10 protein-coding genes are annotated in these 16,407 nt (G+C 31.7%); 7 read left to right on the forward strand and 3 right to left on the reverse strand.

What is annotated here, in order from left to right; translation table 11 throughout:
• Positions 1–158: 158 nt before the first annotated feature.
• A complete protein-coding gene (locus tag EHE19_RS07325; RefSeq protein ID WP_137696556.1) occupies positions 159–674 on the reverse strand; it encodes a nitroreductase family protein in 516 nt (171 codons plus the stop codon).
• Between the two features lie 285 nt (positions 675–959).
• Here EHE19_RS07325 and EHE19_RS07330 point away from each other — a divergent pair, with 285 nt between their 5' ends.
• On the forward strand, positions 960–1,943 hold the full coding sequence (locus EHE19_RS07330) for an NADH:flavin oxidoreductase (RefSeq protein ID WP_137696555.1): 984 nt from the start codon (positions 960–962) through the stop codon (positions 1,941–1,943).
• Between the two features lie 23 nt (positions 1,944–1,966).
• Here EHE19_RS07330 and EHE19_RS07335 read toward each other — a convergent pair whose 3' ends face one another.
• Together EHE19_RS07335 and EHE19_RS07340 are read right to left on the reverse strand one after the other, a co-directional pair.
• Positions 1,967–2,410, reverse strand: a complete 444-nt coding sequence (locus tag EHE19_RS07335; RefSeq protein WP_137696554.1) for a LytR/AlgR family response regulator transcription factor — start codon at positions 2,408–2,410, stop codon at positions 1,967–1,969.
• Complete coding sequence (locus tag EHE19_RS07340) at positions 2,404–2,697, reverse strand: response regulator (RefSeq protein ID WP_137696553.1); 294 nt, start codon at positions 2,695–2,697, stop codon at positions 2,404–2,406. Before EHE19_RS07340 ends, EHE19_RS07335 begins: the two co-directional genes overlap by 7 nt.
• 305 nt (positions 2,698–3,002) lie before the next feature.
• On the opposite strand from EHE19_RS07340, the gene EHE19_RS07345 reads away from it, so the two are divergent.
• The 6 genes from EHE19_RS07345 (at position 3,003) to EHE19_RS07370 (ending at position 16,407) form a co-directional block, all read left to right on the forward strand.
• The gene (locus EHE19_RS07345) at positions 3,003–5,750 is read left to right on the forward strand and encodes a GDP-mannose 4,6-dehydratase (RefSeq protein ID WP_137696552.1); all 2,748 of its coding nucleotides are present in this window, start codon (positions 3,003–3,005) and stop codon (positions 5,748–5,750) included.
• 1 nt (position 5,751) lies between these two features.
• Entirely contained in the window at positions 5,752–7,047 is a 1,296-nt protein-coding gene (locus EHE19_RS07350) for an HAD-IIIA family hydrolase (protein ID WP_137696551.1), read from the forward strand.
• Positions 7,048–7,232: 185 nt separating this feature from the next.
• A complete protein-coding gene (locus tag EHE19_RS07355) occupies positions 7,233–7,832 on the forward strand; it encodes an SIS domain-containing protein (protein WP_244648355.1) in 600 nt (199 codons plus the stop codon).
• Positions 7,833–7,837: 5 nt separating this feature from the next.
• Positions 7,838–8,827 (forward strand): GHMP family kinase ATP-binding protein, encoded by a 990-nt coding sequence (locus EHE19_RS07360; protein WP_137696550.1) that lies wholly within the window; start codon positions 7,838–7,840, stop codon positions 8,825–8,827.
• 33 nt (positions 8,828–8,860) lie between these two features.
• A complete protein-coding gene (locus EHE19_RS07365; protein WP_171003501.1) occupies positions 8,861–10,225 on the forward strand; it encodes a M20/M25/M40 family metallo-hydrolase in 1,365 nt (454 codons plus the stop codon).
• Positions 10,226–10,299: 74 nt separating this feature from the next.
• A complete protein-coding gene (locus EHE19_RS07370) occupies positions 10,300–16,407 on the forward strand; it encodes a non-ribosomal peptide synthetase (protein WP_137696548.1) in 6,108 nt (2,035 codons plus the stop codon).

Genomic DNA, 16,407 nt, shown 5'->3' on the forward strand with positions numbered 1-16,407 from the left:
AATAAATATTTAGAATGCCTTTTTAGAGTAGGAATACTAAAAATATATGTTCAAAATTATTGGCCACAAACCGTGAAGATACTATTTAAACGAATATAATCTTTTGGTTTGTGGCCATAATTCTTATGTTTAATTTTATGTAAATACTTTTAAAAAGATTACCATTTACCGTAATGAATTTTATCTTCATTATATCTGTCTTCAGGCTCTTTTGTTTCAGCTGGATATCCAAGAGATATTAATGAGAATGGTGTAATGTGGTTTGGAATATTTAATACCTCCTTTAAGAATACACCTTTATTTTCCTCTGGATATACTCCAAGCCATACTCCTCCTAGACCAGAAGCATGTGCTGCTAGAAGTAAATTTTGTGTTGCTGCTGCACAATCCTCAGCCCAGAAATGTTTTAAAATTGCTGTCTCTATTTCACCACAAATAAGAATTGCAAGAGATGCTTCCTTTAACATTGAATAACCAGAGTTATGCGTTGAAAGCTTATCCAATGTGCTTCTGTCGTCTATTACAAGAAAATGCCATGGTTGCTGATTACACGCTGACGGAGCACTCATTGCAGCCTTTAAAAGGTTTTTTATTAAACTACTAGGTACTGCTTCATTTGTATACTTACGTATACTTCTTCTTGTAAAAATGCTGTTCAATGTACTGTTTTCCATAAAGTCAACTCCTTTATATTATGATAGTTTTGTAGATTTGAAAATACTAAAGTTAGTATGATAGATACTAAAAACTTTATATTCAAATAGTTAATTTTATGATAAAATAATATATTAAATAGGAAAAAATACAAGCATAAACATTATATATAATTATAAAAGTTATTAAGTATAAATTACAAAAAAATAAATACATATCCTTAAAATGGTTAAATTCATATTCTAACACATTTTGTATGCATGAATCATCTAAAGATTAATAAGTATAGAAATAGAGGGGTTATCATGAGTTATTTACTTAAGCCACTAAAAATTGGAAATTTAATACTTAAAAACCGTTTAGTTATGCCACCTATGGTAACAGATAAAGCTGATGCTTATGGTAATGTTACTGATGAGATACTTGATTTTTACAAGGATAAAACTGATGGAGGGTATATTTCACTTTTAATTGTTGAAAACTGTTATATATCAAGAGAAGGAAAATTTGACAAAAGACAGCTTTCAATTTCGGATAACAGCACAATAGAAGGCTTAAAAAAACTGTCTGATGTTATACATAGCAATGGCTCAAAATGTATTATGCAAATTAATCATGCTGGATACAAAGCAAATGAGAAAGATATAGGTATGATACCTGTTGGTCCTTCACCTATTCCAAACTATAGAGTTAGGGAGCTAAGCTTACCAGAGATAGAAATTCTTATTCAGAAATATGCTGATGCTGCTAGTCGAGTTAAAGCAGCTGGGTTTGATGGTGTTGAAATACATTCAGCTCATGGCTTTTTACTTAATCAATTTTATTCTCCAATCATAAATAAACGCAATGACATATATGGTGGTGATGTGTACAACCGTATTCGTCTTCATTTAGAAATTATAAAAAGGATACGATCTACTGTAGGTAAGGATTTTATCATTTCATTAAGGTTAGGTGCCTGTGACTATATTGAAGGAGGAACTACCATAGAAGATAGTCTTTTTGCTGCAGTAGAATTTGAAAAAGCTAGTGTAGATATTTTAAGTATATCAGGTGGACTTTTAGGGTTTACAATACCTGGAATTTCAACACAAGGATATTTTGCACCACTTAGTGAAGCAATTAAGAAAGTAGTTGATTTACCAATAATTTTGACAGGAGGCATTAAAGAGGTTGAGTATGCCGAAAGGTTACTAGCTGATAATAAATCAGACCTCATCGGCATTGGTAGAGCAATATTTATAAATTCAAGTTGGGCAAGGATGGCAATAGAATCATTAAAAGCATAGGTAAGTAATGAAAGACAAAACAATTACAAGCAATATCTTTCTTTTATTATATTACTTTTATCAAATGTCATTAATGCTGTTTCAGTACAACCGTTAAAATAAACAGTATAAGTTTTTTTGCTCATAAGGCGTATTTCATTGATGTAATTCAAGTTTATAATATAACCTTTATGTGAACGAAAAAAATTATCTGGCAGCCGTTTCTCAAGGTTCTTTATTGAAGTCCAGATAGAATAGTTTTTATTTTTTGTCACTATAAGAACCTTTCTGTCATAGCGTGTAATAAAAATTATATCATGAATATTGATAATGTAGCTTATTCCTTCACTTTCTATATATATCCTATCCAAAACTTCTTGAGTTTTTACTGACATATCATTTAATTCATTTTGAGATCTATTTATTTTTAAATCAGTAAACCTGTTGAGAGTCTGCGTAATTCTTTGCAGCTTTAATGGTTTTAGCAAATAGTCATATGCATAGACATCAAAAGCATCCTTAAGATATTTTTCTTAAATATAATATTCGTTAATGGACTTACAACATTAATTTTTTTAGCAACTTCAATTCCATTACTTTCCCCTAATTCAATTTCAATAAAAACAATATCAGGTTTGTAAATATTAACGATTTTAAGTAATTCACTTTCATTATCTGATTCGCCAATAATACAAATATTATTAAATTTTTCTAAAAAATGTTTTAGCGTGTTTTTTGATTCTTGCGAAACATCTGCAATTGCGATATTAATCATAAAATCAACTCCTTATTTACAATTTATTGATAAATAATATCAAAAATAGTTAGATAAGTAATTAATTAATGTCTTAAAATATACAATTATTGCTTAAAAGTAATTATATGGTGATTATAAATAAATGAAACATAAAAGTATATAAATAAAAAAAATATAAATTAGTAAAAAAGGAACCATAAAATATACTATTTGCACAATAAAATATTAAAATAAGACAAAATCTATTCAAAAAACAACAAATAGTGGATATTATTAACTAAAAAAAGATAGTAATTTATCAGCAATAAAGGAGAGTGTATGAAATGAATGTTATGATTACAGGAGTAACTGGTTTTGCAGGTAGCTATTTAGCTGAATACCTAGTTAAAAAACCAGGAGTCAAAGTATTTGGACTTAAAAGATGGAATAGTCCTATGCAAGATATTAAACAAATAGAGGATAAAATAAATTTAATAAATTTCGACCTAGGTGATCCTCATTCTATTTACCGTGCTGTTAACGAAATAAAGCCAGATAAAATCTTCCATCTTGCAGCACAGTCATATGTACCTATGAGCTTTAGGGCACCAATAGATACACTTAGAGCAAATGTTTTTGGAACGGTAAGCATACTTGAAGCAGTATTGGAATCTGGGTGTAATCCAGTAATACATGTATGTACTTCGTCAGAAGTATATGGGCAGGTAGAAGAAAAAGACTTACCAATTAATGAAGATACTCCATTTAGACCACAAAGTCCATATGGAGTGAGTAAGGTTGCAGAAGATCTTATAGCATACCAATATCATGTTACTTACGGATTAAAAATCGTCAGATCCCGTTCATTTACGCATACCGGTCCTAGAAGTAAGCAGGTCTTTGTAGCACCTTCATTTGCAAAGCAGATTGCAGATATAGAAGCAGGTATAAAAAAAGATAATACAATTTATGTAGGGAATCTTGACTCAGTCCGTACATTTCTTGATATAAGGGATATGGTGGAAGCTTACTGGCTGCTCACTGAAAAAGGTATTCCTGGTGAAGCTTATAATATTGCAGGTACTCATACATGTAAAGTGGGAGAAATGCTTAATACACTACTTAGTATGACAGATGTGAAGCTGAAATCTGGTATATATTTCATTGCAGAGGTTGGAAAGTCATGTAATGGTAACTTAGATTATTGTTTGAAAATATTAAGGGAGTGTAAAAAATCTGGAGTAAATGCTGTAAGGTTTCACCATTTCTTTTTAGAGGAAAGCGTACATCCAAGTGTATTAAAGAAAACATCACAAACTGAACGAGCGTGGTCACTCCAGCTAAAATTACCATTTATTGATGAAATATTATTCAATGAAATGGACTATAGAACTATTCTTGAATACTGTAGAGAACTTGGTTTAGACTTTATAGCTACTCCTTGGGATCTTAAATCTTTTGAATTATTCAAAAAAATTGGAATAACAGACTTTAAAGTACATTCAATGAATGCAATGAATATACCTCTAATATCTGCTATTCTTGAAAATAGTCATAAACTCTATCTTTCAACAGGTGGAATGACAGAAAAGCAAGTTGAAATATTGTGCCGCAATCTTAGACTTTCTGAATACAATGTAGTGTTGATGCACGCAGTTTGTGCATATCCTGCGCCTGAAAGTACTATAAATATGAGAGCATTAAACATACTTAAAAAATATAGTAAGTCAGTTGGTTATTCCAGTAATGATTTAAACAAAAGTTCTGTTTTATCTGCTTGTGCTTTAGGAGCAGATGTTATTGAAAAACATGTTCATTTATATGATGACCAACTTGGTTTACATAAGTCGTCTGTAAATGTAAAAAGTATTGGTGAGATGATTCGAAATATTAATGAAATTAAGACTATTATTGGTAAAGAAATCAAGTATGAATCTAGGGGCGAAATGGTAAATCAAGAAATTCTGTCAAAAAGTATTGTTCTAAAGAAAGATGTTAAACAAGGTAAAATACTCGAAGAATCTGATGTTACACTACAGCTTCCAGTAAAAGAGGTAAATGCAAAGCAGTGGTTTGATGTAATAGGAAAAGAAGTAACTAGTAATTTGCAAAAAGGTGATTATCTGCATAGTTGCGATATTTTAAACTCAAAACTTGAGGAAGCTAAAAAGGATTCTTCTTTATCAACAAATTTAAACGAAAGAGTATTTATTCCAGGGAAAATAGGAGTAGTAGCAAGATTTAAAGACATAGATGAAATGATTAAAAACAGAAACATAGATTATGTTGAGATACATTATGCTGCTAGTGACTTAAAAAAAGAGGATGAATGCAAGGATTATGATTTAGACTTAGTTGTACATTTACCTGAATACTCAGATGGCAAGTTACTTGATTTATGTTCTTATGATGAAGAGTTTAGATTGTTTTCAGTTAGTGTAATAAACAGCGTAATGGAGAAGGCTAGAAACCTTAAACGTCACTTTAAAAAGTGTACAGGTGATGTAAAGTTTATTGTTCACCCTGGGACAATGACATATCCTCATTTTTTAGAGGATCCAAGTAGGCAATATGAATTGTTTGAAGATTCACTGAGAAGAATGGACACCAGCGGCCTTGAGGTTTTAGTAGAAAATATGGTTACTTACCCGTGGTTTATTGATGGAGGCTGGGTACCAAAACAAGGAGTTAGCAATACCTTCCTTAGTGCTATAGATATGTATAATTTCTGTAAAAAACTAAATTTAGGGATGTGTTTGGACTTATGTCATGCAAAGTTATACACAAACTATACGGGAGAAAGTTTTCTGGAGTATATGAAAATAGTCAAACCAGTTGTAAAGCATATTCATTATTCAGATTGCTTAGGCTTAGATGGCGAGGGATTGCAAGTTGGTGAAGGTGATATGGACTGGGAAGATGTGTGTAGAGTATTCAGTGATTTCCAATTTGGCTGGACACCTGAAATTTGGAATGGACATCATGATAATGGAGAGAAATTCTATGAAGCTCATAGAAGACTAAATGATAAATTCAAGCAGTATCGAACTAAAGCTTTATCAAGCTGCAAGGATTTTAAAGGGGATGCATAAAATGAAGGCAGTAATACTAGCCGGTGGGTTAGGAACCAGATTACGCGAATTTACTAAAGAAGAAGTCCCCAAGCCAATGGTTAAAATAAATGAAGAACCTATTTTACAGCATCAAATCAAAAAACTTAAAAAATATGGAATAACGGAAATTATTTTTATTATAGGTTATCTAGGTAGCAAAATAAAAGAGTATTTTGGTGATGGAAGAAAATTTGGCGTAACAATTCAATATTTTGAAGAAACTGAACCATTAGGAACTGCCGGAGCTTTATATTATATTAGAAACCTGTTGCATAATCAATTTCTAGTAGTGTTCGGCGATATAATATTTGATATGGATTTAGATAGATTTATTAGGTTTCACAATGAGAATGAAGCAGATTGTTCCATAGTTATCCATCCGAATAATCATCCATATGACAGTGATGTTATTGCTTTAGACAAAAATAATAGAGTAATAAATATTCTTGAAAAAAACCAGACTAGAGATTTTTATTATAATAACTGTGTGATTGCAGGAATGTTTCTTCTGAATATAAGTGTAATAGAGTATATTAAGGAAGGTGTAAAACAGGATCTTGTAAAGAATGTGATTTCTAATATTCTTCCAGATAAAAAGGTTTTGGGGTATAGAACTACTGAGTATCTCAAAGACATGGGCACCCCAGATAGATATTTGCTTGTACAAAAGCATATGGTTGAAGGGATTGTGGCACAAAGGAATTTATCCAATAGGCAGAAAGCAGTTTTTATTGATAGAGATGGTACTATAAATAAGTACTGTGGTTTGGTATCAAAACCTGAGGAATTGGAAGTTTTTGAGGAAGCTTATACAGCACTAAAATTATTAAATAATTCTGAATATCTCAGCATAGTGATTACAAATCAGCCTGTTGTGGCCAGAAATCTCTGTACAATTGATGAACTTGATAATATACATAAAAAGTTGGAATATGATCTAGGCTTAAGAGGTGTATATATTGATGATTTATACTATTGTCCCCATCACCCTGACAAGGGTTATCCAGAAGAAAACAAGCTTTACAAAATAGAATGTGATTGTAGAAAGCCTAAAATTGGACTTATTCAAAGTGCTGTTGAGAAATATAATATCGATTTGTCTTCATCATTTATGATAGGTGATTCAACCATAGACATTCAAACAGGGAAAAATGCGGGCTTAAAAACTATTCTTCTAGGATCTGGTGTGATTGAAAATGATGCTAAATATAAAGCTAAACCCGATTACTATTCTGCAAATATATTAGAAGCAGTAAAAATCATTATTAATAAGTAGTATTAGTAAATGTAATAGTTAAATTTGATATAAATTCCAAATCACTACTATTTTATCTTATATAAGAGAATATTAACTATGTCACTAAGTATAAGATATTTATTGAACTAGGAAAGTCAAAAATCACCTGATTAAAATGCTATAAAATCCACATAAAGTATATAACTTTAAAAGGAGGAATTCTAATGGAAACATCAAGTTTAGAGAAGATTGATGTTGATTTTTATAGAAGCATCGATATGTATCTAGGCACATTAAAACTTCAAGTTGACATGTTAGATGTGAATGAAATAAATACAGTGATTTTGAAATTGCTTGAAGTATATGATAGAAAAGGATTTGTATATGTTTTTGGAAATGGAGGCAGTGCTTCAACAGCATCGCATTTTGTAAATGATTTCAATAAAGGTGTAAGTGAGAAGTTAGTTAAGAGATTCAAATTTTGCTGCCTTAATGACAATGTATCATCAATTATGGCTATTGCAAATGATATTAGCTATGATGAAATATTCAGATTTCAATTAAAAAACTATCTGACCAAAAATGATCTTGTAATTGGAATCTCTGGAAGTGGTAATTCAAAAAATGTTGTTAATGCAATTGAATATGCAAATTATGTTGGAGCAGAAACAATCGGATTAGTTGGATATGACGGAGGTAAGCTGAAAGAACTTGCAAAGTACTGTATCCATGTTCCAATTAGAGATATGCAAAAGGTCGAAGATATACATATGATACTTGAACATTTAATTATGAGTATAATAAAAGGATATTTAAGGGGGTGATTAAATTGGTTATCAGTCAAACACCTCTTAGAGTAAGTTTTTTTGGCGGAGGGACTGATTTCAAGGCTTACTATGAAAATTATGGCGGAACAGTTTTAAGTGCTGCAATAAACAAGTATATATATGTAATTGTCACTCCAAGAGATGATGATGATATTGTATTGAATTATTCTAAAAGAGAAAGAGTCAATAATGTTAATGATATAGAACATAAAATAATTCGAGAAGCATTAAAAATAACTAACATAACAAGAGCAATTGAAATAACAAGTTTTTCAGATATACATTCAGATGGCAGCGGACTTGGCTCATCAAGTGCATTTACAGTTGGCTTGCTAAATTCTCTTTTTGCGTACAAGGGAGAGTATAAGAATCCAGCAGAACTTGCAGAATTTGCATGTAAGATAGAAATAGACATTTTGGGAGAACCGATAGGTAAACAGGACCAGTATGCATCTGCTTTTGGAGGGTTAAAAAAATATAGCTTCAATAAAGATGGCACAGTTACTGCAAAGGAAATTGAAGCTACCCCTGAAGCATTTAATACACTTAATATATGTACAAGCTTATTTTATACCGGAATTACCAGGAAGGCATCTAGCGTATTACATGATCAGAAAACAAAAATAGGTATAAATATTGAAAATCTCAATAGGCTAAAGGAAATTACATTGCAAGGTGAAGAGTACATAAGAAATGCGGATATTGAAAATATAGGGAGACTTCTTAATGAAAATTGGGAAAATAAAAAAAGACTGTCAAATAAAATAAACAATGATAAAATTGATGCTATTTATTCTAAGGGAAGACAAGCAGGTGCCTATGGAGGTAAACTGCTAGGTGCTGGAGGTGGAGGCTATTTTCTCTTTGCATATCCGCTGGAAAACTATAAAAATATAAAGTCCGCGCTAGAAGATTTTAAGGAAATGCCATTTACTTTTGAGTTTGCAGGAAGCAGAATTGTTTTTAATAATGGCAAAAATACAGTAGTATGATAGAAACAGCATATGTTTCAGATTGGAGATACCATGGCAGAGATAAAAAATACTAACTGTAGGATAGATATACTTTCAGCAGCAGAACATTTATCCCGTGCTATCCAATATAAAACCATATCTTATGAGAACACAAATAAAATGGATAATTTGGAATTTCTAAAATTTCGATTATTTCTTGAAGATACATTTCCGCATGTGTTTAAAAATTTAAAAATTGATATTATTAACAAAATGAGTATTCTTTTAAAATGGGAAGGCATTGGACAAAATGCAGGTGCTATACTCCTGATGGCGCATATGGATGTAGCATCGGTTGAAGCTGGAACTGAAAATAATTGGAGCTATCCTCCGTTCTCAGGAAAAATATCAAAAGGATACATTTGGGGACGTGGTGCACTTGATATGAAAAGCCAGCTAATGGGTATCCTTGAAGCAATAGAGGAACTTTTGAAAAATAATTTTACTCCCCAAAACACTATATATCTAGCATTTGGACATGACGAAGAAATCGGAGGAAGTGGTGGTAATGCCCATATAGCAGATTATTTGAAAGAAAAAGGAGTTACTCTTTCTGCAGTGTTAGATGAAGGTGGTTTTATTTTAAAAAATGCTGTTGCAGGTGTAACTAAGCCTTTGGCAGTAATAGGTATAGCAGAAAAGGGTACTACAACATTGGAACTAACATCCTTTTCTACAGGAGGGCACTCATCTATGCCTCCGAGACATACAGCTATCGGAAAGCTAGCTACAGCTATATACAGACTAGAGAAAAAACAATTTCGCCCAAAGTTAGATGGAGCTGCAAAAGAGTTTTTAAATACAATTATAACTCAAATGCCATTAATCAAAAGAATTGTTTTAAAGAACACCTGGTTGTTTAAGCCACTTGTATTAAAAATTCTTACAAATTCTAAAACTACTAACGCTTTAGTAAGAACTACAATTGCTGTAACGATGATAGAAGGTGGGATAAAAGAAAATATACTTCCGCAAAAGGCAAAAGCAAATATTAACTTTAGAATCTTACCAGGAGAAACTATAACTAGTATAAAGGAAAAAGTAGAAAAAATTATAGGGTGTGACGGTATTGAAGTCAAAATAAAAGAAAATAGCTTTAATCCTATAGAGCCTTCCAGTAGTAGTTCAGAGGAATATAGAATTATAAGCAAAGTTGTGAAATCTGTTTTCAAGGAGACAATAGTGGCACCATATTTAACTGTTGGGTTAACTGATTCTAGATACTATAAAAATATTGCTTCTCAAATATATAGGTTCTGCCCTATTGAAATGAGCATAGGCGATTTAAATACAATTCATGGAGTAAACGAAAAAATCAGTATAGAGGCTTATGAGAAACTTATAAAATTCTTTTATTTATTAATAAAAGAATTTTGAAAAGACTGTTTTGGCTTAATATTTAATTGCATGCAGAAATTTGTTTATTGTCTTAAAACAAGGGAGAGGTGAATATGTTAAAGTACAGAAACTTAATAGAATTATTTGAAGATATAAAACAGTGTGATAAAGGAATTTATTTTATAGAAGATATTAATAAAGAAGTCTTCATTAAATATGAAGAATTGTATACTAAGTCTTTAAAAATTCTTGGCTTTTTACAAGGAAAAGGGGTAAAGCCTGGGGATGAAATTATATTCCAGATTCAGGATAATCAATCGTTTATATGTGTTTTTTGGGCATGTATATTAGGTGGAATTATTCCTGTTCCTATACCTCTAGGTAATAATGAGGAACATAAACTTAAGATTGTGCGGATATGGAATAATCTGAATAAGCCATACCTTATTACAGAATCGAAGCTTGATAGCTATTTATCTGAACAAGAAAGCATAAAAGAACATTCATTTTTAATAGAAGAAGCCATTGATTCGCATAGTTTAGGTAAAATATATACACCTAATTCAGATGACATAGCTTTTATACAGTTTTCTTCTGGGTCAACAAGTGATCCTAAAGGTGTCATACTTACACATGAAAATTTATTAGTAAACATAAATGCCATGTTAAATGCAGTAAAAATTTTACCGGATGATGCAACTCTTAGTTGGATGCCTCTTACACATGATTTGGGGCTTGTAGGCTTTCATATATCCTCACTCGCAGGAGGAATTAACCAATATATTATGCCAACATCGCTGTTTATTCGACACCCTATTCTATGGATTGAAAAATCAAATGAATATAAAATATCTGTTTTAGCTTCTCCAAACTTTGGTTACAAACATTTTTTAAGTTCATTTAAGCCTGAACTTGCTTCTAATTGGGATTTATCACATATTCGTTTAATATTAAACGGTGCTGAGCCTATTTCATCAGAACTATGCAATTTATTTATAGCTAAAATGTCAGCATATAATTTGAGAAGCAATGTTATTTTACCAGTTTATGGTCTTGCAGAGGCAAGTTTAGCAGTATCAATACCTCCTGTTGGTGAGGAATTTGTGACGTTAAGCATTAAAAGGGAGTCTGTTTCTTTAGGTCAGAAGGCTATTTTGGATAGTTCATCATCAGAATCAGTAAAATTCGTTGATTTAGGCTTTCCGGTACAGGATTGCTTTGTCAGAATATGTGACGAAGACAATTTAATTGTGGAGGAAAATACCGTAGGAACAATTCAAATAACAGGCAAGAATGTTACAAGAGGATACTATAATAATCCACAGGCAACAGCTAATGCATTTACTCAAGATGGGTGGCTGGATACGGGTGATATAGGGTTCATGAGAAATGGACGTTTGATTGTTATAGGCAGAAAAAAGGATATTATTTTTATAAATGGACAGAACTATTATCCTTATGATATTGAAAAGACGGCTGAAGGGTTAGGAATTATTGAGTCAGGGAAAGTTGCTGCTTGCAGTGTACAGGATGAGGTTAGCAAAACAGAGGAGATTTGCATTTTTGTTTTATTTGGAGGAATGCTTGAGGATTTCGTGCCTATAGCAATTGCTTTAAAAACTAATATAAATAAACTAATGGGCCTAGACATTAAGTATATAATACCTGTAGAGAATTTGCCACTAACAGCTAGCGGAAAAGTTCAGAGATATAAGCTGGCAGAAAATTTTAAAAACGGTATGTATGCAGATGTTGTTAACAGAATAAATTGCTTTACAGCTGAAAAAGCTCAAGCTAAAAATATTGTATTGCCTGAAAGCGAAATTGAGAAAAAAATTGTTGAACTCTGGGAAGATGTACTTGGAATAGAAAATATCGGAGTTACAGATAACTTTTTTGAACTAGGAGGAAATTCTCTAAAAGTATCAAATTTATTGTCTAGAATAGAAGAGCAATTCAACATTAAAATACCTATAACAACTGCTTTTGAGATTCTTACAGTAAGAAAACTTTCAGAATTTATAGAAGATGCTAAGAAGAAAGAATACTCAATAATACCTCATATTGAAAAAAGAGAATATTATCCTGTATCTTCAGCACAGAAAAGGTTAGTTATACTTAATCAAATCGACAGTGACATTACATATAATATTTCTTCGGCTATGCAAATTGAGGGGATACTGGATACTGAAAGGTTTATAAATGCCTTCAAATTACTTGTGGACAGGCATGAATCTCTAAGAACTAGTTTTGAAATTATAGATGGTGAACCTGTGCAAAAGATCAGCGAAAAGCTAGAATTTAATATGGATATAACTCTTTGCAAGGATGAGGATGTACCTGAGTTAATAAAGAACTTTATAAGACCGTTTGATCTAAGAATAGCACCATTGATAAGAGCTAAGCTTTTGAAAATTAACAATAGAAAACATATTCTTCTATGTGATATGCATCATATAATATCTGATGGAATTTCGTGTAGCATACTATTTAATGAATTAATAAAGTCATATCAAGGTGCATCGCTTAATGAATTAAAGGTTCAGTATAAGGATTATGCAGTATGGCAGGACGAAATGCTTAAAACAGAATATACAAGCAAAGAGAAGAAATTCTGGATAAATCAATTTTCAGATGAAATACCTATACTCAATTTTCCCTGCGATTATCAAAGGCCTGCTGTCCAAAGCTTTGAAGGAAGCAGAGTTTGCTTTGAAATTAATGGGGGATTGCTAGAAAGACTAGAAAGATTGAGTATAAAAACTGGAACAACACTATTTATGGTATTTTTGGCAGCGTACAATATACTTTTGCATAAGTATACTGGACAGGAAGACATTGTAGTGGGAACGCCTGTTTCAGGAAGAACTCGTTCCGAACTAAATAATGTTATTGGTATGTTTGTAAATACGTTGGCTTTAAGAAACTATCCTAAGAGTAATATTAAATTTAGTAGCTTCTTGCAAGATGTAAAGAATAGATTTTTAATGGCTCTTGAAAATCAAGATTATCAGTTTGAAATGCTGGTAGATGCATTAAAAATAAAAAGGAACATTGATAGAAATCCTTTGTTTGATACAATGTTTGTTTTTCAGAATATGGATTGGGCTGAAGAAACATCCAGTGACATAGTATTTTCAAAATTTGATTTTGAAAGCGGAATATCAAAGTTTGATTTTACCCTTTATTCAGTCCCTAAACAAGATAGTATTTATTTTGAATTAGAGTATGCCACTAAATTGTTCAAAAAAAGCACCATTGAACGCTTTGTGGAGCATTATCAGATTCTGTTGGATATAATATCTCAAAACACTGAAATTCTAATTTCAGATATAGATATATTATCAAAACTTGAAAAGAATCTTCTTTTACTCAAGTTTAATCAAACACAACAGGAATATCCGAAAAATAAAACAATATGTGACTTATTTGAAGAACAAGTAAAAAAATCTTATGATTGTATCGCTGTAGAAGCTGGTAATCAAAAACTCACATATGATGAACTGGATATTAAATCGAACAGCCTTGCGCATAAGTTGAGAGAACATGGTGTTACTTCAGACACAATAGTGGGATTGTTAATTGAGCGCTCTATTGAGTTTGTAGTTGGTATAATGGCTATATTAAAGGCAGGAGGAGCTTATTTGCCGATAGATCCAGAATATCCTGAAACAAGAATTAAGTACATACTTGAAGATGCAGGTGCGAAAATTTTACTTACCACTGATTCTATAGAAGAAAGAATTGAGTTTGATGGAACAGTAATAAATCTTCGAGATAGCAATACTTATTCTGGAAACAGTCAGAAGATTGAAAATATAAATAATCCTAATGATTTAGCCTATGTAATTTATACTTCAGGCTCAACAGGTAAACCAAAAGGAGTAATGATTCCTCACAAAGCTCTAAATAATTACTTGCATTGTATATATAAGTGGTATGACGAAGAAATTGATAAAAGAGATAAATGTTTTAGTCTTGCTAACATATCATTTGATGCAAATGTAGTGGAAATTTTCATGCCTCTTTTATTTGGTGCTACTCTTGTGCTTAACGATCAACCAATACTGATGGATTTGGAGCATTTAGCAGACACTCTTGCAGATAAGGAAGTAACTTTTGCATTTATTCCTCCTACAATACTTCAAGATTTATGCAGGTTGCTAAAGGCTAGAAATTCAAAATTAAATAAAATACTTACAGGTCTTGAGAACATTAAAGATTATGTTCTTGAAGAATTCTTTGAGTTAAACAAAGATATGAAGGTATTAGTAGGGTATGGTCCAACAGAGGCTACAATATGTGCTTCATTTTATAGGTATAAGTCTGGCAAAACAGTAGGAAAAACTGTACCTATAGGTAAACCACTTGCAAATACTCAAATATATCTTACAGATTCAAACTTTAAGTTAGTACCACTAGGTGTGGCTGGAGAATTATGTATTGCTGGTGAAGGCCTTTCAAGAGGTTATCTGAATAATCCTGCCCTAACTTCTGAAAAGTTTGTAGACAACCCTTTTAGTTTTGGAGAAAAAATGTATAAGACAGGAGATCTTGCAAAATGGAATAGTGATGGTGAACTGGAGTTTTTGGGTAGATCCGATTTTCAGGTTAAAATTAGAGGTTATAGGGTTGAACTAGGAGAAATCGAATCAAAGCTGCTCAAGCATGAATCAGTTAAGGAAGCTGTGGTGCTGGACAGAACAGATTCAAATGGTAATAAGTATTTATGTGCATATTTAGTGCAGGATAGAGATATATCTGCTTCTGATTTTAGAGAGTTTTTATCAAAAGATTTACCAGATTATATGATACCTTCTTATTATGTAAGGATTCAAAATATTCCTTTAACTTCCAACGGTAAAATTGATAGAAGAGCGCTGCCTGAACCTACATTAAGCTTAGAAACAAAATATGCACCACCTAGGAATGATATAGAAAAAGAACTTGTAGAAGTATGGCAGGAGGTACTAGGAATAGAGTCGGTAGGTATTTATGATAATTTCTTTGAATTAGGAGGGTCGTCCTTAAAAGCCATTCAGGTCAGTGGAAAGCTTAAGAGTTTTGGCCTAAACATGATGAATATACTTAGGAATCCTACAATTGCTGAACTTAGCAAATATGCTGTTCCATTTGGAGGACAAGGGGTTGAATTACCTGAACAAATGAAAAAAAATATCGAACTGGATTATTATTTTGATACACAGGGAAATAGGGATCCTTTAACTGAAAATATGGATTGTGCAAATGTAATGCTTTATTTTATTCTTAAAAAGCAATTAGGTAATAAAGGAAACTACTCTGAGTACTTTGCACAAGGTTTTGATATGAATATAACAGAGAATCAGTACGGTGGAATATATGATATTAATTTTTCAACTTATCATTTATGGAAGGATGCTTTTGAAATCAAAAATTATAAAGAAAAGGGTACTGAGGCTATGTCTCAGATTGAGCAGTTACTAGACAAAGGAGAACAGCTAATTGTAGATATATACTGTCTCAGAAATCCTGCATTTAGAGAATTTGTAAGCTATAACGCTCCTGAAATAAAGGAAAGACGAGGACATTTATTTATGCTTGTCGCCCGTGACAGTGATAATTTATATTCTGTTGAAATGCCTGAAATGATAAATCCAGATAGATATATTCCTTATATTGAAAATAAGTCTGTAGGACTTATTCCTAAAAAAGATATACTACCAGCTTTCGAATTTGATGTTTTTTATTCTACTGTTACTGTAAATAAGCAAAAATTACAAGGAGAATCAAAGCTAAGAGAGCTTGTAGATCTAATAATAAAAAATTATAAAAGATCAGTTACAAATGAAAATGGACTTACAACCTATTACGGCGAAGCTGCACTTGATAAGCTTATAGAAATATCATGTAAAGAGTTTCAAAGACTTGATGATAAAAACAACATGCAAAACCGTATACTTCAAGAAATATTAGACTGGAAACTTATAACACTCGCACATCGTAGAAGACTATTTAAAATTACATTAGAAAACTATAGCGGAGAATGTAACAATGATATTAAATGGATGGTTATAAAGCTTTTAGAAGAATCGGCTCAAAGATGGAGAGACATATGCCATACTCTAACCAAAAAGTACAATCTGACAAGTGTTATTGATAAGGAGGCAGGCAGGTGCTTTACAGAAATAAAAGAACTGGAAAAGGAGTTAATGTATCTATTGGAGAGATTATGGTCTTAA

Source organism: Ruminiclostridium herbifermentans, from assembly GCF_005473905.2.
Taxonomy (GTDB): Bacteria; Bacillota; Clostridia; order Acetivibrionales; family DSM-1351; genus Ruminiclostridium; species Ruminiclostridium herbifermentans.